We start from the raw sequence: 20,673 nt of genomic DNA on the forward strand, positions 1-20,673 counted from the left end.
TAAAATGGCAAAAAGAGTTGTCAAATCAATCTTTTTAGCTAAGATCTGAAGTTAACATATTAGTAAAATAAAAATAAGATTAGAATTTTATCATTTAATAGTTGACAGCTTCCCCTTGGTCTGCTATATTTAAAGCACGCATTAAAGAAAACCAGTGAGGAGGAAAGAACATGTTAACTCAACAACAACTTTTAGCAAATAGCTGGTTTTACTTTAGCTTCTACTTTTTTAAAGGTAATGGAGGCTAAAGCAATCTTTGATGCATAGGGCTCCATTGATGGTAAGAAATCGAATGGAGCACCCACTATCTAAGACTTCACATCTCGAGAGGATTAGTCAGGCTGCATTCGGTTAAAGACGAATGCAACTTTTTTGCTTCTAAGAATCCATCTGAGACCGACCGTGTTATAGTAAATATAGTAGCGAAATAAAAAGGAGAGACAGAAAATGATTATTGTAATGAAAGCAAACGTGACAGCTGGCGATGTTAAAGATGTCATTGATAAAATCGAAGATACAGGTAACAAGGCCGTTATTATTGAAGGCCAAGAGGTTGATGTCATCGGGATTGTCGGAGATACTTCCCGCGTGGACCAATCCAAACTTCAGGCCAATGACACCATTGCGGAAGTTATCCGGGTCTCTGAACCGTATAAGTTAGCCAATAAGGCCTTCCACCCTGAAGCAAGTCAGATCAAGGTCCGCGACCAAATCATCGGCGGCAAGGAATTAGCTATTATTGCAGGCCCGTGCTCCGTTGAAGGGGAAGAACAGATTGTTGGGACAGCTAAGCGGGTGAAAGCAGCTGGGGCCAACATGCTTAGAGGGGGCGCCTACAAGCCAAGAACCTCACCATACAGCTTCCAAGGTTTACAGTCAGAAGGGATCCGCCTCTTGGACCTAGCCCGTCGTGAAACAGGACTGCCAATTGTTACCGAATTAATGGCCATTGAACAATTGGATGAATTCGTGGAACATGTGGACGTTATCCAAATTGGGGCCCGTAACATGCAGAACTTCTCCCTCTTAAAAGAATTAGGTAAGACCGACAAGCCTATCCTCTTAAAACGTGGCCTGAGCGCCACCTACCAAGAATGGTTAATGTCTGCTGAATACATCATGGCAGAAGGGAATCCAAATGTTATTCTCTGCGAACGCGGAATCCGGACCTTCGAAACTGAAACCCGGAACTGCCTAGATATTCAAGCGGTGCCATTGATGAAACATAAGACCCACCTGCCTATTATTGTGGACCCTTCACACGCGGCTGGGATTGCTTACATGGTACCTGCCGGAGCTAAGGCTGGGATTGCAGCGGGCGCTGACGGCTTGATCATGGAGATCCACCCTGATCCTAAGAATGCATGGAGCGATGGTCAACAGAGCTTGACCCCAGACCAATTCGACCGCTTGATGGAACAAATCCGTGTCCTTGCTGAAGTCGAAGGACGGACCGTACCAGAGGGCGACTAGACTAAATAATTAAAAGCACAAATGAGAGGAGCTGTTGAAATGGCGGAGCTTGAAATTAAACTGAATCGACCAGCAGTCAGCTATCCATTAAAAATTAAGAAGGGCTTGCTCGGTCAGCTAGCCGAAGAAATCCAAGCTGTCCATAAAGGCAAAAAAGTCGTCGTCATTACGGATGAAAATGTGGCCCACTACTATGGAAGCCAAGTGACGACGACTTTACAAGAGGCTGGCTATGACTTTGAGCTAATTGTCCTAGCCCCTGGTGAAGCCAGTAAATCGATTGAAAACCTACCCGGTCTCTACGGACGCTTGGTGAACTTTGGCATCAGCCGGAGCGATTTGATTATTGCCTTAGGGGGTGGGGTCATTGGTGACTTGGCAGGCTTTGTTGCTGCTAGCTTCCTGCGCGGGATTCATTTGATCCAAGTTCCGACCACGCTCCTTGCCCAAGTGGACTCCAGTGTGGGCGGCAAGGTAGCCGTGGACCTCAAGGAAGGAAAAAACCTGGTGGGAGCCTTCTACCACCCCCATTCCGTCTTGATTGATCCCAATGTCTTAGAGACCTTGTCTGACAAGGCCTTTAGCGATGGCATGGCAGAGGTCATTAAATACGGCTGCATCCGCGACCGGGCTTTCTTTGACAAGCTCAAGCAAGCGGGCAACCGGTCAGGCGTCATGGCTGATATTGAAAGGATCCTAGAGCGCTGTTGTGCCATCAAGCAGGAAGTAGTCGAAGCCGATGAGAAGGATACGGGCTGTCGGATGCTGCTAAATTATGGGCATACCCTAGGCCATGCCATTGAGGCCTACTACCAGTATGAGCGCTATACCCACGGCGAAGGGGTGGCTATTGGTATGCTGGCGATCAACCAATTGGCAGAGGACCAGGGGCTCAGCCCCCAAGGGTCGACCCAAGAAATTTACCAAGTGGTGAAAGACTTCGGTTTACCGACCGTTTTGGACCAAGTGGAAGACTATGCGGGCATCCTGCCTCTCATTAAAAATGACAAGAAAAATTTAAATGGCCAACTCCATATCATTACCCTCAAAAGGATTGGCCAGGCTGAAATCCGCAAGGTGCCTGATCATTTCTTTGATCCCTTGCTGGAAGGAGGAAAGCATTAATGACCGATTTACAAATTCAAGCCAAGCCCTTAGCGGGTGCGGTCCATATCCCACCTTCCAAGAGCCTGGCCCACCGCGCCATTATTGCGGCTGGCCTCGCCCAGGGGGAAAGTCAGGTCCTAAATGTGCAGCTATCTGATGATATTCAAGCAACCATTGAAGCCATGCAAAGTTTGGGGGCTGAAATCAAGCTGACGGAAGCCGGAGACCAGCGGGTAGACTTAAGCATCCGTGGTGGCCATCCATCCAAGTCTGCTTCACGGCTGATCGATGCCAATGAGTCAGGCTCGACCCTGCGCTTTATGATTCCTATTGCCAGCCTTTTTCCAGGTCAGACCCACTTTGTCGGCCGAGGGAAGTTAGGCAGTCGGCCGTTGGATCCCTATGAAAAGATCTATAACGAACAAGGGCTCTATTATGAGAACTTGTCGGATGGAGCTTTGGACTTGAAAGTTGAAGGAAAACTGCAAGCTGGCGCTTATCAATTGGCAGGCAATATTAGCTCACAATTTATTACGGGGCTGCTCTATACCCTGCCGCTTTTAGAAGGCGATTCGACCCTGCAAATTACGGGCCCCTTGGAGTCGGTGGGTTACATCCACTTGACCTTGGATATTCTTGCCAAGTATGGGATTGACATTGACTACCGAGCAGAGGACCAATGCTTCCAGATTAAAGGCAAGCAGACTTACCAGGCTAACGATTACCGGGTGGAAGGCGATTATTCCCAAGCTGCCTTCTTTCTCTGTGCAGGGGCCCTCGGTAATCCGGTCACCGTCCAAGACCTCGCCCCATCCAGCCAGCAGGGGGATAAAGAGATTATTAGCTTCCTCCAAGCCCTGGGTGCTGAGCTTGTGGTCCAGGATGACGGAATCCGAATCCAAGCTAAAGTATTGGAAGGCGGCTGCGAATTAGACGGCTCCCAATGTCCCGATGTGATTCCTGTCCTTGCCCTGACCGCTTGTTTAGCCAAGGGTGAGACACAGATTAAGAACCTGGCCCGCTTACGGATCAAGGAATCTGACCGCCTAAAAGCGACGCAAGAAGAGCTCAGTAAGTTAGGGGCTAAGATCCAGGTCCAGGGAGATAATTTAATCATCCAAGGTGTGGACCAGCTCAAAGGAGCTTGCCGGGTATCCAGCCACAAGGACCACCGGATTGCGATGATGTTAGCCATCGCATCGACGGTCTGCCAGGAAGCCATTATCATAGAAGATGCAGATAGCGTCAGCAAATCTTACCCACACTTCTGGGAAGATTTTAAGAAATTAGGAGGCGAATACCGTGAGTGGAATTTGGGGTAAACAGTTACAAGTGGCCATTTTTGGTGAGTCACACGGTCCAGCCATTGGCATCACCATTTCTGGGCTGCCAGCTGGACTAGCCCTCGATGAAGACAAGATCTTGGTAGAGATGGCGCGACGCCGGCCGGGCCAAAATGAATTAACGACACCGCGCCGGGAAGAAGACCTACCGGATATTGTGAGTGGCTATTTTAACGGCCATACAACGGGCGCGCCCTTGACGGCTCTGATCTACAATACCAATACCCGGTCCAAGGACTACAGCCAGATGCGTAAACTCATGCGTCCCGGTCAGACGGACTATCCCGCGCTCAAGCGCTATGATGGATATAACGACTACCGGGGAAGCGGCCACTTTTCGGGACGGATTACAGCGCCCCTCGTCTTTGCGGGAGCCGTCTGCCAGCAATGGCTGGACCAGTATGGAGTGACCATTGGCTCCAGGGTCTGTTCGATCGGTGAGGTCAAGGACCAAGCAGAGCTTGACTTCCAAAAACTCAGTCGAGAGGACTTATTGGCCTTCCGCCAAGAGACCCTGCCTGTTTTGACGGAGGGCTTAGCTGAAGAAATGGCCCGCTGTATCCGCCAAGCCAAGGGCCAGCATGATGCGGTAGGGGGCATTGTCGAGACTTATATCTTGGGCTTGGAAGCCGGCTATGGCAACCCCTTCTTCGATTCCATCGAATCGACGCTTGCCCATTTAATTTTCTCCGTGCCAGCTACCAAGGGGATTGAATTTGGCGCTGGCTTCGAGATTGCCTCTATGCGGGCTTCAGAAGCCAATGATAATTTTTATTATGATGACCAGGGCCAGGTCCAAACCGCCAGTTTAAACAATGGGGGGATTGTCGGGGGGATCAGTTTAGGCACACCCATCAACTTCCGGACCGCCATTAAGGCGCCGGCTTCGATTGCTAAGGCCCAATCGACCATTAATATTGAAAGTCATGAAAACGTTGAACTAGAGGTTACCGGACGCCATGACCCGTGCATTGTACCCCGGGTATTACCTGTGATTGAAGCCGTGACGGCGATCGGGTTGATGGACTTAATCCTCACCCGGTCATAAGAAAAGAGAGAAAGAGGGATGAGGGATGAAAGTTGCTTACCAGGGTATTGTTGGATCTTATAGTGAGGCCGCTTTAGCCCACTGGCAGAAGATGCCTGTGCAGGAAGGGCTATATGAGGGGCTGCCTTATGATGGCTTTGGCCGGATGGTGGATGACCTCCTCAGTGGAAAAATCGACCGGGCCGTGATGCCCATCGAGAATTCAACCACGGGGCTTATTACACGGACCTTGGACCTCTTTCGCTACCAGCAAGTTTACGCTGAAGCTGAGCACTACCAGCCCATCCGCCATGTCTTATGGGGAGTAGAGGGGGCCCAGCTGAGTCAGCTTAAGCAAGTTTATTCCCATCCGGAAGCCTTGTCCCAGTGCACGAACTTTTTTGCGGACCATCCTTGGATCCAGCCCATTTCCTATAAGGATACGGCCCAGGCTGCCCAGTTCATTGCCCAGGAAGGGGATCCCAGTTTAGGGGCCTTGTCTAGCGAACGCTGTGGGGAAATTTACCACTTGCAGGCTTTAGCCCGCCAAGTTCAGAATGAATCGACCAATATGACGCGTTTCTTTATGATGCGGCGCTACCGCGACGAGCTGTTGAACCTAGATAAGGACCAGCTCTTAGTTCATTTGTTAGCGGACCATCCCTGGGCCAGTCGCTTGATGCTCTATGTGGAAACGGCCCACAAGCCGGGGGCCCTCCACCAATTGCTGACGATTTTTAACTTGTTCAATTGTAACTTGGAAGGCCTGGATGCCCGTCCTATTCAAGACCAGCCCTTCAGCTATGGCTTCTTCATTGAAGTGGATATCCAGGGCTTAGAAGGTCAAGCCCAGCTCTTTTGGCAGATGCTTGAACACGCTAGCCAATACATCCAGATCATCGCTTGCATGGAAGCCCAAGAGGCGGAAATTTCCTATCTGACCTAGGCTTAATGCTTGCTTATAGGGCCTAAATAGGTTACTCTAAGTAAGCAAGATAAAGAAGGAGGACAAGCAATGTTGAAAGTAAAAAAATGGCTGGGTCTAGCGCTTGGCTTAGTCTTAATTAGTGGACTCTTGGCTTGTAGCCGGCAAGTGGAGCCCACAACAACTATTCGTGTGGCCACTTCACCTGGTCCTTACAGTGAACTCTTCTTAGAAGAAGTTAAACCGGCCCTGGAAAAAGAAGGTTACCAGGTGGAGAACCGGGACTTCGATGATCTCCAGCGGGCGAATATCGCCATCCAGGAGGGGTCGATGGACCTCAATGTGGACCAGCACACCCTTTACATGGAACAGTTTAACCGGGAGGCCGGGGCTGACCTGGTGGCTGTGACCCCCGTTCCTACCGTTCCAACGGCCCTCTTCGCTGGGCAAAAGAAGAGCTTGGATGAAGTGGCGCCAGGCGACCAGGTGGCTATTTCTGACGACCCGGTCGATGTGACCCGGTCCTTGCTCTTACTTGAGAAAGCGGGTTGGATCCGCCTTGACCCAGAGACCGATAAGTCCGAAGTAGGGGAGGATGATATTATTGAGAACAAGGCTGGCATCGAGCTGTCCTTGGTCCAAGCGCCTGTTCTTCCCCAAGCCTTAAAGGATGTGGCCTATGCCATCATCCCAGGCTCAACCTTCTATGACTCCGGGATGTCGGCTGACCAAGCCTTGCTGAATGAGGACCTGCGCCCTGAATTGAAGTTACAAGCAGTGGTGCGTTCAACTGATCAAGAGGCAGACTGGGTCAAAGATCTAGTTAAGATTTACCAATCCGACCAGCTAAAAGAACGTGTCGAAGAAATCAACCAGACCAATGACCGGGTCCAATGGGCTTGGACTGCGGATTAAAAACTTAGTGATAAATGTTCTCCTGAGAGGAAAGGGGCTCCTGTTAAGATGTTAACTTAATAGGAGCTTTTTTCTTATGCCAAAACACTATCGTTTTAACGAATGAATTTAAATAAAATATATTTAATGTTCGTTTTCTATTAACAAGGATTAAATATTGTGTTAAAGTAATAATTAAAATGTTTGATAAGCGAATGATGTCCCTGTGGGCAAGGAGGAAATATGCAAGAAAAAGAACATGCCATTAAATTGCGCTACCAGGTTGAAGACTCACCAGCACTCGTGGAATCGGTGGTCCTAGGCTTTCAAAATGTGATTACGGCCTTTGGGGGCCTCGTAGCGGTCCCCTTGATTATCGCTGGAATGGCCTCTTCCAGTGTGGAACAGACGGCCTATCTCATCAGTGCTGCCTTATTTGTATCGGGCCTGGTTTCTATTATCCAGTCCCGGGGCTTTGGTCCAAGATTTTTCCGGGTAGGGGTGGGTTTGCCTACTATTATGGGAACAGACTTTGCCTTTATTGGACCGGCTCAGAGTGTGATTGCCCTGGGCGGTCTGCCCGCTTACTTTGGAGGCACCATGCTTGCGGCCTTACTCGAGATCGTCATGTCCTATTTTGTTAAACCCTTGATGCGCTTTTTCCCGCCTGTCGTGACGGGCTCTGTGATTACTCTTATGGGAGCAACCCTGATGTCTACCGCGATGGACTGGGCAGCAGGTGGGGCTGGAGCCCCCGATTATGGGGACCCGAGCAATCTCGGCATTGCTGTTCTTGTCTTTCTGATTGTCGTTCTCTTTAACCATTACGGTCGGGGGAACTGGTCCTCTTATGCCATTCTCATCGGTATGGGGATCGGCTATCTCTTCTGCCTCTTTATGGGCCGGGTGGATACCGACCAAATTCTAGCTGCGCCCTGGTTTAGAATGCCTTCCTTCAACCAGATTGGGATTGATTTTGACTGGCGCTATGCCCTGCCCTTTCTTTCCGGTTACTTGGTCACTGTCATCGAAACGGTGGGCGTGATGCAGACTTTAGGGGAAGTGACCCAGCGTGAGCTAAGCGATGAGCAGGTCGCTGCTGGGGTCCGGGCAGATGGCTTTGGTTCCTTTATCGCTCCGCTTTTCGGTTCAGGCCCTGCTGCCACCTTCAGTCAAAATACCGGGCTGATTCCACTGACTCGTAATGCCTCGCGGAAGGTGGCCATTGTCGCTGGTCTTATTATGATTGTCCTTTCCATGAGCCCTAAATTAGCGACAGTTATTTCGGTCATGCCGCTCCCCGTCCTGGGCGGGGCAGGGGTGCTCATGTTTGGGACCGTGGCTGCGTCCGGTATCCAGTCCCTCAGCCGGATTAGCTTCGACACCCGCAACTTGATCATCACTGCTTCAGCGATCGGCATCGGTCTTGGCGTCTCCTTTAGACCAGAAATCACCCAAGGCCTACCGAGCTTCTTAGCCGGCCTCTTCTCTTCCGGTATCTCAGCCGGTACCATCGTAGCTCTCCTTCTCAACGTCCTATTAAAAGAACGGAAGACCTTGCGTTAAGGCTGCTAAATTCGGCTAAAGCTGAACCCTTAGCATCACTTCACACATTATTTGAAAGAGAGTGTGACAAAAGTCGCTCAGGCCTGAACCACTGGAACGAACTATGGGAAATCGTTGGTAAACGATTGGACATAGTTCGTGAAGTGGATGTCAGGCCTGACTTTTGGAACACGTTTTTGAAAAATGTTCGCTTTTTAAAAAGAGGCTGGAACCTTTGTCCCAGTCTCTTTTACCTTTTATTTTTCCTTAAGAAACCATCGATCCAAAGCATATAGTCGGTAGCTTTGCCTTATTTCTGTTAGAATGAGAATGTCTTAATGTTATAATCATTTCACAATAAAGAAAGGATGTTTCATTTGTCAGAAAATAATGACCAATCATTTGGATGGGGGCACTTTATCTTAGGGATTCTCTTTATTATCCTAGCCTTGTTTGCCTTTAGGGATCCCTTGGCTAGTCTAATGACCTTGGCTTTCGTCTTTGCTATCGGGATTCTTTTTCGGGGGATTTACCAGCTCATGGTTCGCCATCGCTTAAAAGAATCTTTCGGGATCAAACCGACCCATCTTTTAATATTTGGGATTATTAATATCTTACTGGGTCTTTACTTGGTCTTTAAGCCAGGCCTGTCAGCGTCCATCTTACCTTTTATTTTTGCTTTCTGGATTTTTATCTCGGCTATCTTTGGCTTTATGAGTCTGTCAGCGATTAAACAGGTAAGTACGCCGCTCTTCTGGCTGACCCTAATTCTTAATATCATTGCCCTGATTGTGGCTATTTTCTTAATTTTTAATCCCCTGAGCGCCTTAGTTAGCCTGACCTTTTTGGTTGCTTTCTACTTCTTATTATCAGGGATCCAACATATCATTTATGCTTTCTAAGCATATTCTAATGAAGGCAAGGGCATTTTCCCCTTGCCTTTTAGCTCGGCTTGGCGTATAGTAATGACCAGTGAATGAATTAAATATTTTCCTTTAAATTTAGTCCCGTGAGGCTAAGAAGGAGCGAGATGTCTCAGGGTGGGGTGCGTCCTCAGTCTGAACTCTAAAAGACTTGCTTTTTTTGTGCGAGTTTCTTTAAGTAACCATCAACTCCTGTCCTCTGCGGGCAGGAGTTTTTTTGTATCTAATGAGCCAAACGGAGGAGGAAATCCAGATGTCAGTGAAAGAAATTGTCGATGCAGTTACCATTAAACGGGCCCTTACCCGGATTTCTTATGAAATTATTGAGCGTAACCACCAATTAGACCAACTTGTCCTAGTCGGGATCAAAACACGGGGGATTTACCTAGCCCAACGGATTGCCCAACGTCTTAAACAACTCGAAGGCATTGAAGTAGCTGTTGGTGAGCTAGACATTACCCGCTACCGCGATGATCAAAAGACCAAGGTCCAAGAAGCAGAAGTCAATGAGTCCAACATCCCAGTCAGCCTAGAAGGCAAGGAAGTGATCATTGTTGACGATGTTCTCTATACCGGACGAACCATCCGCGCAGCTCTGGATGCGGTGATGGACTTTGGCCGCCCAGAACTGATTGCCCTAGCAGTCCTCGTTGACCGGGGCCACCGAGAGCTTCCTATCCATGCTGATTATGTCGGCAAGAACCTCCCTTCATCCCGCAAAGAGCGCGTCCTTGTGAAGATGGAAGAAGTCGACGGAGAAGACGGCATCTATATCGAACAAAGTCATTAAAGCATTGATTGAACGCTCCAGGAAGAGCTAGAAAGGATTGTCATGATTTTAAATACGCAAAAGATCTGCCTCCAAAACCTACTGAGTGTGGAAAGTTTAAGCGATGAAGAAGTGCTCGGGCTTATTAAGATGGCCCAAGTCTACAAATACCATCCCGAACACCGGCCGATTCAAAAGCAATACTTCGTTAGCAATCTCTTCTTTGAGAACTCAACGCGGACCCACCGCAGCTTTGAGATTGCTGAGCGCAAGCTGGGCTTGGAATGTTTAGACTTTGAAGCGTCAACTTCTTCCGTGCAAAAAGGGGAGACTCTCTACGACACAGTCTTGACTATGTCGGCCTTGGGGGTTGATATTGCGGTAATCAGGCATGGGCAAGACCACTATTATGATGACTTGGTTAAGAGCCCTCATATCCATTGTGCTCTTATCAATGGTGGGGACGGTAGCGGCCAGCACCCTAGCCAGTGTTTACTCGACCTCATGACAATCTATGAAGAATTCGGCCGCTTCCAAGGCTTGAAGGTAGCCATTGTTGGGGACCTGGTTCATTCCCGGGTGGCTAAGTCCAACATGCAAATGCTCCACCGCCTAGGCGCTGAGCTCTACTTCGCCGGGGCTCCTGAGTGGTATGACACAAGTTTTGACCAGTATGGCCATTATGAAGATCTCGACCAGATTGTTGAGAAGGTGGACGTTATGATGATGCTCCGGGTCCAAAACGAACGCCATCACGGAGAGAAATCCTACAGCAAGGAAGACTACCACCAAGCTTATGGTCTAACTCTAAAACGAGCTGAAAGACTGCAAGATCATGCCATTATTATGCATCCAGCTCCTGTTAACCGGGATGTGGAGATTGCCGACAGTCTGGTGGAGTGCGACCAATCCCGCATCGTCCAACAGATGTCCAATGGGGTCTTTATGCGGATGGCTATCTTAGAAGCTGTCATCAATGGTAAAGAAGCAAAAAAAGAGAATAGGGAGGCTAAGCATGAAAACACTAATCAAGAATGGCTTAATGAATGGGCAGGCTAATGCGCTGGATCCGGTTGAACTCGTTATTGAGGATGGGCGTATCCAAGCTTTAGGCCAGGGCTTCGCGGAAGAAGCTTTTGACCAAGTCTTTGACGCTCAAGGGGGCTTAATCAGTCCCGGCCTAGTGGATGTTCACGTCCACTTCCGGGAGCCTGGTCAAGAACATAAGGAAACCATTGCTTCCGGGAGCTTAGCCGCAGCCCGGGGTGGTTTTACCACCGTCTGTGCCATGCCCAATGTAGACCCTGTGCCGTCTTCTAAGGAACGCTTGGACCATATGTATGACCTGATCAAAAAAGAGGCTAAAATCAAGGTCCACCAATACGCTACGATTACCAAGGGCCTCCGGTCGGATGAATTGGTGGACTATGAGGCTTTGAGCCAAGCGGGCGCCTTTGCCTTCAGTAATGATGGGGTAGGGGTCCAGACTGCAGGCACCATGTACCAGGCCATGCAGGAAGCTGCCAAAGTTAATAAAGCCTTGGTGGCCCATGTGGAAGATGATTCGCTCTTGTTTGGTGGGGTCATGAATGCGGGAGACCGTTCTGAGGAACTAGGCCTACCAGGTATTCTACCGATTTCAGAATCTTCACAAATCGCCCGGGACCTTCTCCTGGCAGAAGCGACCGGCGTCCACTACCATGTCTGCCATGTCTCAACCAAGGAGAGTGTGCGGGCCGTACGTCAGGCTAAGGCAGCGGGGATCCATGTGACCTGTGAAGTCTCTCCCCACCACTTGCTGTTAGCGGATGAAGATATTCCGGCTGATAACGCCATGTACAAGATGAATCCGCCGCTACGTTCAACTGCTGACCGCCAAGCCCTAATTGATGGGCTCTTGGACGGCACCATTGACTGTATTGCAACCGACCACGCCCCACATGCCTTCGAAGAGAAGAACCAAGGCTTCCTTAAGTCAGCCTTTGGGATTGTCGGCATCGAGACGGCCTTCCAACTGATCTACAGCTATTTTGTTGAAAGAGGTATTTTTACCCTCGAACAGGTGGTCAATTGGATGGCCCGCAAACCGGCAGAAATCTTTAACTTAGAGGCAGGCCAGCTAAAAGTTGGCAGCCCAGCTGACCTGGCTATCTTTGCCCTCGACCAGGAAAGTGAGATTAATCCCGATGACTTCCTCTCCAAAGGGAAGAATACGCCTTTTGCAGGCTGGAAGATCAAGGGAGAGACCCTAGCAACTTTCGTGGATGGGCAATTGGTATGGCAAAAGGAGGCCTAAAGATGGAAAGAATTTTATTACTTGAAGATGGCACATATTTTAGCGGACAAGCTTTTGGTGCCTTAAAAGAAGTCAGCGGTGAGCTTATTTTTACCACTGGCATGACCGGCTACCAAGAGACCATCACGGACCCGTCTTATTTTGGCCAGTTGATTACTTTTACTTATCCGATGATCGGCAATTACGGGATCACGGCAGATAATAATGAATCCGTTGCTCCTTCTTGTAAGGCGGTCATTGTTAAGGAATGGGCCCGCCGTCCCTCCAATTGGCGGAGCCAGATGAACTTGGATGAGTTTTTGAAACAACATGAGATTCCAGGTTTAGCAGGGATTGATACCCGGGCCTTGACCCATAAAATTCGTGAACAGGGGGCCATGAAAGCAGCTATTATCGCGGTTGATGCCGACCGGGACCAAGCCCTGGCTGAGCTCAAAGCCGAACCAGCTCTTAAGGACCACGTTGCGAGTGTCTCAACTAAGACGCCTTATCCTAATCCTAATACCGGACGTCGGGTGGTTGTCGTGGACTTTGGCCTCAAGCATTCGATCCTGCGGGCGCTCTCTGAACGGCATTGTTCCGTGACCGTTGTCCCTTATGATACCGATGCTCAAACGATCCTGGCCCTCAAACCCGATGGCGTCATGCTCTCAAACGGACCAGGAGATCCGAAAGACTTGCCTGCTGTCCTCGATATGATCCGTGAAATTCAAGAACAGGTCCCAATCTTCGGGATCTGCCTCGGCCACCAATTATTTGCCCTCGCCAATGGAGCCGATACCTACAAGATGAAATTCGGCCACCGCGGAGTCAACCATCCAGTCCGCGAGATTGCGACCGGTCGGATTGACTTCACTTCTCAGAACCATGGCTATGCGGTAGCCAAAGACTCCATCGATCCAGAAAAATTAATCATTACCCATGTGGAGATTAATGACGGGACAGTGGAAGGGCTCAAGCACCGCCACTATCCAGCCTTCACCGTCCAATACCATCCGGACGCTGCCCCAGGGCCACACGACGCCCTCCATCTCTTCGATGACTTCATGGCAATGATTGATGCAAGAAAGGAGCACTAAGATGCCTAAACGTACAGATATCCAAAAAATTATGGTCATTGGCTCAGGCCCGATTGTGATCGGCCAAGCAGCTGAATTTGACTATGCTGGGACCCAGGTTTGCCTAGCTCTTAAAGAAGAAGGCTATGAAGTCGTCCTCGTCAATTCTAACCCTGCGACCATCATGACTGACAAGGAGATCGCAGATGAGGTCTATATCGAACCCATTACCTATGAATTTGTCTCCCGCATCCTGAGAAAAGATCGTCCCGATGCGATTCTGCCAACCCTAGGCGGGCAAACCGGTCTTAATATGGCCTTAGAATTGTCTAAAGCCGGCATCTTAGACGAATTAGGCATTGAATTACTGGGCACCAAACTCTCAGCCATTGAACAGGCCGAGGACCGGGACCAGTTCAAGCAATTGATGGAAGAATTAAAGCAACCCATCCCTGAATCGACCATTGTCCACACGGTAGATGAAGCGGTCGCTTTTGGAGCGAAAATCGGCTACCCCTTGATTGTACGTCCAGCCTATACCCTAGGCGGAACGGGTGGGGGCCTATGCGAGAACGAAGAGGAGCTTAAAGAAATCACCGAAAACGGGCTTTCCTTATCCCCCGTGACCCAGTGCCTGATCGAACAGAGCATTGCGGGTTACAAGGAAATTGAATACGAAGTGATGAGGGACTCCGCTGATAATGCCATTGTGGTATGTAATATGGAGAACTTTGACCCTGTCGGTATCCACACGGGCGACTCTATTGTTTACGCACCCACCCAGACCCTGTCCGATGATGAACACCAGATGCTTCGTGATGCTTCCTTAGCTATTATCCGTGCCCTTGAAATTGAAGGGGGCTGTAATGTGCAGTTAGCTCTAGATCCTAAGAGCTTCAAGTATTATGTGATTGAAGTGAACCCTCGGGTGTCTCGGTCTTCTGCTTTAGCTTCCAAGGCAACAGGTTATCCGATCGCCAAGCTAGCAGCCAAGATTGCCCTCGGCCTGACCCTGGATGAAATGATGAACCCTGTGACGGAATCAACTTATGCAGAATTTGAGCCCACCTTGGACTATGTTGTCTGCAAGATTCCGCGCTGGCCTTTTGACAAGTTCCAAGATGCGGAGCGCCGCCTAGGGACACAAATGAAGGCGACAGGAGAAGTCATGGCGATCGGAAGGAATATCGAAGAAGCGACGCTGAAGGCTGTCCGTTCACTGGAAATTGGCTGCTACCACGCCGAAATGAAAGAACTCGAAGATGTCTCAGACGATGTCATTAGCGAAAAATTAATCAAAGCCCAAGACGACCGACTCTTCTATATCATGGAAGCCATCCGCCGCGGCTACAGCATTGAAGATATCGCCCAGTTGACAAAGATCGATCTCTTCTTCCTGGATAAACTTTTACACATCGTAGAAATTGAGGATGATCTTAAGTCGCACCCAGGAGACATGGAAAAACTTGGCCAGGCTAAAACATATGGCTTTACCGATTATAAGCTGGCCCAGTTATGGGACATGGACGAAGCTGACTTCCGTGAGAAACGCTTGGAAGCGGGCATCCATCCGGTCTACAAGATGGTAGATACTTGTGCTGCTGAATTCGAAGCTTCCACTCCATACTTCTACAGCTCTTATGAAAGCCACAGTGAAAGCCAGCCTTCCACGGACAAAGACTCTATCCTCGTCCTAGGTTCAGGCCCTATCCGGATTGGCCAGGGGGTCGAATTTGACTATGCGACTGTCCATTCTGTGAAGGCCATCCAAGACGCGGGCTATGAAGCCATTATTATGAACAATAACCCGGAAACCGTGTCGACAGACTTCTCCATCTCTGACAAGCTCTACTTTGAACCTTTAACTTTTGAAGATGTGATGGAAGTCATTGCGGTTGAAAAGCCCCTCGGCGTTATCGTCCAATTCGGAGGTCAGACCGCCATCAACCTGGCTGCACCACTCGCCGAGGCTGGCGTTAAGATCCTAGGAACCACAGTGGAAGATTTGGACCGGGCAGAAGACCGTGATTTATTCGAACAGGCCCTGAGCCAGTTAGAGATTCCTCAACCGATTGGGGACACGGCTAGAAGTCCCGAAGAAGCGGTACAGATCGCGGACAAGATCGGCTACCCAGTGCTGGTACGGCCATCCTATGTTCTAGGCGGCCGGGCCATGCAGATTGTGGAACACCAAGCCGACCTTGAAAACTATATGGCCAATGCGGTGAAGGCCTCACCTGAACATCCGGTTCTGATCGACCGCTACCTCCCTGGCTATGAATGCGAAGTCGATGCCATCTGTGACGGGGAGAATGTCCTTGTGCCAGGTATCTTGGAACATATCGAGCATGCCGGCGTCCATTCAGGCGACTCCATGGGGATCTATCCACCCCAATCCTTCTCTGAAGAGATTAAGGCCACTATCTTGGACTATACGGAAAAATTAGCCCTGGGCTTAAACTGCATCGGCATGATGAATATCCAATTCGTTATTTATGAAAATAAAGTCTATGTGATTGAAGTGAATCCACGGGCTAGCCGGACCGTACCTTTCTTAAGTAAGGTGACCGATATTCCAATGGCCCAACTGGCAAGCAAGGCTATACTTGGGCAGAAAATCACCGATCTTGGCTATCCAACTGGCCTAGCAGCTGAAACAGACCAAGTCTATGTCAAGGCACCGGTCTTCTCCTTCACTAAATTGAACCAAGTCGACTCCTATCTGAGTCCTGAAATGAAGTCAACAGGGGAAGTCATGGGCGGCGACCGCGATAGCAACAAGGCCCTCTACAAGGCCTTTGAGGCAGCCGGCCTCCATATGCCGGACCACGGGAATATTCTCTTTACTATTGCTGACGAAGACAAGGAAGAAGCCTATGACCTGGCCGACGCTTTTGCGGAACTGGGTTATGGGATTGTGGCCACAACGAATACAGCGGCTTACTTTGAAGAACAAGGGCTCTTGGTTCAAAGCATTGAAGGCCACAGTGAAGATCCTCAGGCCCCATCTGTCCAAGAAGCCATCCATTCAGGCTCTATCCAAGCCGTTGTTAACCGGGTCTCCCAAGAGGAAGACGAAAGCCAGGACTACAGTTTTGCGATCCGCCAAGCTGCGGTTGAACAAGGGGTCCCACTCTTTACCTCCTTGGATACAGCCCGCGCCATCCTTCGTGTCATGCAAGCTCGTGCATTCTCAATTCAAGCGATTTAAATTATTTTAGAAAGGGGAGAGGACATGCGCCAGGAGATGATGACCATCATCAAGCAGGAAGAAATTGCACCTAGAATCTTTGAAATGACCTTGAAAGGGGACCTTGTCCAAGAAATGGGGGAATCCGGACAGTTTATCCATATCCGGGTGCCCCGGCAGGACCTCTTACTCAGGCGTCCCATCAGTCTCAACCGCATCCACCGCGAGCTTGGGACCTGCCGGATTATTTACCGGGTGGAAGGGGATGGGACCCGGATCTTCTCTGAGATGACAGCTGGCGATGTCCTCGATGTCATGGGGCCTTTAGGTAGGGGCTTTGACCTCTCCCAGCTTCAAGCAGGCGACCAGGCCTTCATTATTGGTGGGGGGATCGGAATTCCTCCACTCTATGAATTATCGGCCCAGCTCCGCCAAAAAGGGGTCCACTGCCACCATTTCCTCGGCTATGCGACCAAGGACGTGGTCTACTATGAAGAGGCCTTTAGCCAATTAGGCCCCACCCATGTGTCTACCGATGACGGCTCCTATGGCTTCCATGGCAATGTCTGCCAGATGGTACGCGAGTCAGGGATTGAACCTGATGCTGTCTTTTCCTGCGGTCCCAATGGCCTGCTCAAGGCGGTCTACCAGACCTGCCAGGGAACAGACAATATCCAGCTGTCTCTAGAAGAACGCATGGCCTGCGGGATGGGGGCTTGTGCAGCCTGTGTCTGCCGGTCATCCGAGGATGGCCCCCAAGGTCAGATCCGGACGAAGAAGGTCTGTGAAGATGGCCCCGTCTTCCAAGCTAAAGAGGTGGTGCTCTAATGACGAATCGTTTAGCGGTTAAGCTGCCAGGACTCGACTTAAAGAACCCTATCATTCCTGCTTCAGGTTGCTTTGGCTTCGGTAAGGAATACGCTAAGTACTATGACCTCAACCAACTGGGCTCGATCATGGTCAAGGCTACCAGCCCTCAAGAAAAATTGGGTAATCCGACGCCACGGGTGGCCGAAACCCCCTCCGGCATGCTCAATGCGATTGGACTACAGAATCCAGGCCTAGAGGTGGTCATGAAGGACTATCTGCCGGCCTTAGAAGTCTATGAAGACCTGCCCATTATCGCCAATGTAGCCGGCTCTTCCCAGGAAGACTATGTGATCGTTTGTGAACGCATAGGTGACGCCCCTAATGTCAAAGCCATTGAATTAAATATTTCTTGCCCCAATGTTAAAGAAGGCGGAATTACCTTCGGGACAGATCCTGACGTGGCCTTTGACCTGATTCAGGCGGTTAAGAAGGTGGCTAAGGTGCCTGTCTATGCCAAATTATCGCCTAATGTCACAAATATCCTACCGATTGCCGAGGCCATCGAGGCGGGGGGAGCGGATGGTTTTACCATGATCAATACGCTTCTGGGCATGCGGATTGACCTGAAGACCCGGCGTCCGATCTTAGCCAACCAAACGGGTGGCTTATCAGGACCAGCGATTAAGCCGGTTGCTATTCGTTTGATCCACCAGGTAGCCAGTCACTCAGACCTGCCGATTATTGGCATGGGCGGTGTCTTCACAGTCGATGATGTGCTCGAAATGTTTATGGCGGGCGCTTCAGCTGTAGCTGTTGGCACTGCCAATTTTACTGATCCTTATATCTGCCCAAAACTCATCCAAGCCTTACCGCATAGGATGGATGAACTAGGGATTAAAAGCTTAGAGGATTTAATTATAGATGTCCGCCAGCGCTTGCGCGGTTAAGTTTAGAAAGTTAAATAGGGAAGACCCCAAGTGAGTGATTCTCGTTTGGAGTCTTTCTTTTCTTTACTTTAAATTTACATTGTAATTATTATAATATAGCTTGACATAGTGGATGGCGTTATTTATAATGAGTATAGAAAGTTAAATAATCGTTTAGAGCAAGTGGCGGATCTTTAGGTCCAAAACCCGGTCGGGAGGTGAGACTTCCGACAGCAGAGCGCTTAATGAGGCACACTGTGAGGCAGTATCAACTGTCTTTCGGTGTGCCTTTTTTCATCGATTGACTACTTTCTAATAGACTTGGAAGCATGCATTGAATAAGAAAAGGAGTGGTTCATATGGCAAGTGAAGTACAGAACTTTAACCGGGGCGAGGGGTTGAAGTCCATGGTTTATGGCGGTTTGGATGGAATTATTACAACCTTTGCTGTGGTGGCAGGGGCTATCGGGGGAGACCTCAATATGGAGGTGATCCTTATCCTAGGCTTTGCTAATCTCTTGGCGGATGGTATCTCCATGGCTATCGGCGATTATTTATCCAGTAAGTCAGAGCGAGCTTATGATGATTTTGAGCGCTTGGAAATAGCAAAAATCCTTGAAAAAGATCCTGAACTCAACCAAACTCACATTCAAGAAGTCTATGAAAATAAGGGTTTATCCAGCCAACAAGCCCAGATTATTGCTGAAAAACTAGTCCAGCATGATGTCGATACCCAGATGAAGGTCCTCTCTGTAGGAGAAGAAGAGGCTTCCCAGCCCTTAACCAATGCCTGCATTACCTTCTTTTCCTTTGCCTTCTTCGGTCTCTTTCCGCTCATCATCTTTATCCTGGCATACTTTAATGAAGATTTTGTTCCTTATAGCTTCAGTATTTCTATCCTGATGACCTTTGTCACGCTCTTTATCTTAGGGGTGTCTAAGGCTTCGGTTACCAAGGAAAATAGCTTCAAGTCCGGCATGGAAATGCTAGTAATCGGTGGACTTGCCGCCCTAGCTGCTTATGGGATTGGCAGTATCTTGGCCAGTATTTAATTTCTATAATTTATTAAAGAAAAAATCACATCCAAAGCCATAGCAAGTAAAGTTTGGATGTGGTTTAATTGTAATCATTTTAATTAAACTGGTAGTGGGTTTGAATGCGGTTGCTGTCACTTAAGATAATCTGTTCAACAGCGCATTGGCTGTCCACGTAGCGCTGGAGGTTCTTTCTTTGCTTGTCGGTCAAGTCACCGTCAATATTGAGCTTCACATCCGCCAGCAGATTGCGGTGTTTTTGGTCATCTCGGCCTAAATTGGCTTCTAGGTCGAGAGAGACCGTCACGCCTTCGAGCTTGCGACTGCGCAAGTAGGATTGAGCCAGCATGAGCTTGCAGCCAGCTAGACCGATCAAGAGGGCACCAGCTGGGCTTGTGGCTTGGGGCTGGTAGTCAGAGTCTGGTAAATCGTGGTCGAGTTCATAGTCGTGGCCATCGACGGACAGCTTTAAATGTAAGTTTTCAAGCACTTCAGCTTGGACATGCATCTTAGTCATTTTAAGTCACGCTTTCTTTAATGGGCGGAAGCGCCAGATTGGGCATCGACTTCTCGCTGCTTGGCGGCTTCTTCAGGATTAGAACTGATAAAGTAGTAAGTTGGCACATCTTCTTCAGCATCGTAATCAATTTCTAAATTATAATCTTCAAAGAACCACTGGTCTTCATCCTCAGCAAAGATCAGCAAGCCATCTTTTTCTACCTGGGCAAAAACATTTTGCGGCGCTTCAACTAAGATCCCCACGGAATAGTTGTCATGCACATTGGTAGACCCATAGACTTTACCATAAATGCGAATGCCTTGACCGGGGCCTGGTGCCACTTCATCTTTAAAGAACTTTACCGCCGCGTCACTCACTTGAATATCCATTATCCAACACTTCCTATCTATTATATTCATTTCATTGCCTTAAGTTTAGCATAGAGGACCTATAAGAGGTCAAGTAAGTTAACTTCGAGTGAATGGAGTCAGCCAATCCAGTAAATAAAGTTGACTCAGAATGTTATCAAGCTAAATGGACTAAATAACTAAGAAAAGGCTTGCAAGGCCAAACATTTAAGAGAGAGTCAGTGACAAGGAGTAAACAATTCAAATTTGAAGCATATTTATTTAATTTCGAAATGACTTTGTGAAATGCATTTTGGAGCTTTTTGATCAAATTATCAGCAACTAGGACTTAGTGTGCCTAGCTAGCGTCTTAACTTGAGCAGTAAACTAAGTCTAGAGGCTAAAGACGGGGTCAGTTTGTAGTTAACCAAAGAGATGATGGGATAGATAGAAATTAGACTTACACATAATGAATAAATATTCATATATAAGCTAAGAAATCAGTGG

At 48.9% G+C, this 20,673-nt stretch carries 17 protein-coding genes and 1 pseudogene; 16 read left to right on the forward strand and 2 right to left on the reverse strand.

Annotated features, from left to right (window positions below):
* The first annotated feature begins 447 nt into the window (after positions 1-447).
* The 16 genes and pseudogenes from aroF (at position 448) to AWM72_RS08450 (ending at position 19,338) form a co-directional block, all read left to right on the forward strand.
* Positions 448-1,473 carry a 3-deoxy-7-phosphoheptulonate synthase gene (gene aroF / locus AWM72_RS08375; RefSeq protein WP_067976182.1) on the forward strand — a complete coding sequence of 342 codons (1,026 nt, stop codon included), beginning with the start codon at positions 448-450 and terminating at the stop codon, positions 1,471-1,473.
* A 39-nt stretch (positions 1,474-1,512) separates the two neighbouring features.
* On the forward strand, positions 1,513-2,598 hold the full coding sequence (gene aroB, locus AWM72_RS08380) for a 3-dehydroquinate synthase (RefSeq protein ID WP_067976183.1): 1,086 nt from the start codon (positions 1,513-1,515) through the stop codon (positions 2,596-2,598).
* Positions 2,598-3,902, forward strand: a complete 1,305-nt coding sequence (aroA, locus tag AWM72_RS08385) for a 3-phosphoshikimate 1-carboxyvinyltransferase (protein ID WP_067976188.1) — start codon at positions 2,598-2,600, stop codon at positions 3,900-3,902. Before aroB ends, aroA begins: the two co-directional genes overlap by 1 nt.
* Complete coding sequence (gene aroC, locus AWM72_RS08390; RefSeq protein ID WP_067976191.1) at positions 3,883-4,971, forward strand: chorismate synthase; 1,089 nt, start codon at positions 3,883-3,885, stop codon at positions 4,969-4,971. The genes aroA and aroC overlap by 20 nt, the downstream gene beginning before the upstream one ends.
* A 25-nt stretch (positions 4,972-4,996) precedes the next feature.
* The gene (locus tag AWM72_RS08395; RefSeq protein WP_067976193.1) at positions 4,997-5,896 is read left to right on the forward strand and encodes a prephenate dehydratase; all 900 of its coding nucleotides are present in this window, start codon (positions 4,997-4,999) and stop codon (positions 5,894-5,896) included.
* 69 nt (positions 5,897-5,965) lie between these two features.
* Positions 5,966-6,790, forward strand: coding sequence for a MetQ/NlpA family ABC transporter substrate-binding protein (locus tag AWM72_RS08400; RefSeq protein ID WP_067976195.1), 825 nt, complete (start codon positions 5,966-5,968; stop codon positions 6,788-6,790).
* A 222-nt stretch (positions 6,791-7,012) separates the two neighbouring features.
* Positions 7,013-8,335 (forward strand): uracil-xanthine permease family protein, encoded by a 1,323-nt coding sequence (locus AWM72_RS08405; protein ID WP_067976198.1) that lies wholly within the window; start codon positions 7,013-7,015, stop codon positions 8,333-8,335.
* Positions 8,336-8,691: 356 nt separating this feature from the next.
* The gene (locus AWM72_RS08410) at positions 8,692-9,216 is read left to right on the forward strand and encodes an HdeD family acid-resistance protein (RefSeq protein ID WP_158444765.1); all 525 of its coding nucleotides are present in this window, start codon (positions 8,692-8,694) and stop codon (positions 9,214-9,216) included.
* A gap of 274 nt (positions 9,217-9,490) precedes the next feature.
* On the forward strand, positions 9,491-10,027 hold the full coding sequence (gene pyrR, locus AWM72_RS08415) for a bifunctional pyr operon transcriptional regulator/uracil phosphoribosyltransferase PyrR (protein ID WP_067976633.1): 537 nt from the start codon (positions 9,491-9,493) through the stop codon (positions 10,025-10,027).
* A gap of 42 nt (positions 10,028-10,069) precedes the next feature.
* Positions 10,070-10,990: pseudogene (locus AWM72_RS08420) on the forward strand (aspartate carbamoyltransferase catalytic subunit); the annotation flags it as partial.
* 31 nt (positions 10,991-11,021) lie between these two features.
* Entirely contained in the window at positions 11,022-12,302 is a 1,281-nt protein-coding gene (locus AWM72_RS08425) for a dihydroorotase (protein WP_067976201.1), read from the forward strand.
* 2 nt (positions 12,303-12,304) lie between these two features.
* Positions 12,305-13,381: a carbamoyl phosphate synthase small subunit gene (locus AWM72_RS08430; protein ID WP_067976203.1), complete on the forward strand. Its 1,077-nt coding sequence runs from the start codon at positions 12,305-12,307 to the stop codon at positions 13,379-13,381.
* Between the two features lie 31 nt (positions 13,382-13,412).
* Positions 13,413-16,571 (forward strand): carbamoyl-phosphate synthase large subunit, encoded by a 3,159-nt coding sequence (gene carB / locus AWM72_RS08435; RefSeq protein WP_425246124.1) that lies wholly within the window; start codon positions 13,413-13,415, stop codon positions 16,569-16,571.
* 24 nt (positions 16,572-16,595) lie between these two features.
* The gene (locus tag AWM72_RS08440) at positions 16,596-17,378 is read left to right on the forward strand and encodes a dihydroorotate dehydrogenase electron transfer subunit (RefSeq protein WP_067976206.1); all 783 of its coding nucleotides are present in this window, start codon (positions 16,596-16,598) and stop codon (positions 17,376-17,378) included.
* Positions 17,378-18,307 (forward strand): dihydroorotate dehydrogenase, encoded by a 930-nt coding sequence (locus AWM72_RS08445; RefSeq protein ID WP_067976208.1) that lies wholly within the window; start codon positions 17,378-17,380, stop codon positions 18,305-18,307. The genes AWM72_RS08440 and AWM72_RS08445 overlap by 1 nt, the downstream gene beginning before the upstream one ends.
* Positions 18,308-18,645: 338 nt before the next feature.
* Complete coding sequence (locus tag AWM72_RS08450) at positions 18,646-19,338, forward strand: VIT1/CCC1 transporter family protein (RefSeq protein ID WP_067976209.1); 693 nt, start codon at positions 18,646-18,648, stop codon at positions 19,336-19,338.
* A 79-nt stretch (positions 19,339-19,417) separates the two neighbouring features.
* On the opposite strand, the gene AWM72_RS08455 is transcribed toward AWM72_RS08450, so the two are convergent.
* Together AWM72_RS08455 and AWM72_RS08460 are read right to left on the reverse strand one after the other, a co-directional pair.
* Complete coding sequence (locus tag AWM72_RS08455) at positions 19,418-19,837, reverse strand: OsmC family protein (RefSeq protein ID WP_067976210.1); 420 nt, start codon at positions 19,835-19,837, stop codon at positions 19,418-19,420.
* Positions 19,838-19,854: 17 nt separating this feature from the next.
* Complete coding sequence (locus AWM72_RS08460) at positions 19,855-20,208, reverse strand: HesB/YadR/YfhF family protein (protein WP_143485075.1); 354 nt, start codon at positions 20,206-20,208, stop codon at positions 19,855-19,857.
* Between the last annotated feature and the right edge of the window lie 465 nt (positions 20,209-20,673).

Origin of the sequence: Aerococcus sanguinicola, assembly GCF_001543145.1 — a bacterium.
In the GTDB taxonomy this organism is placed as follows: domain Bacteria; phylum Bacillota; class Bacilli; order Lactobacillales; family Aerococcaceae; genus Aerococcus; species Aerococcus sanguinicola.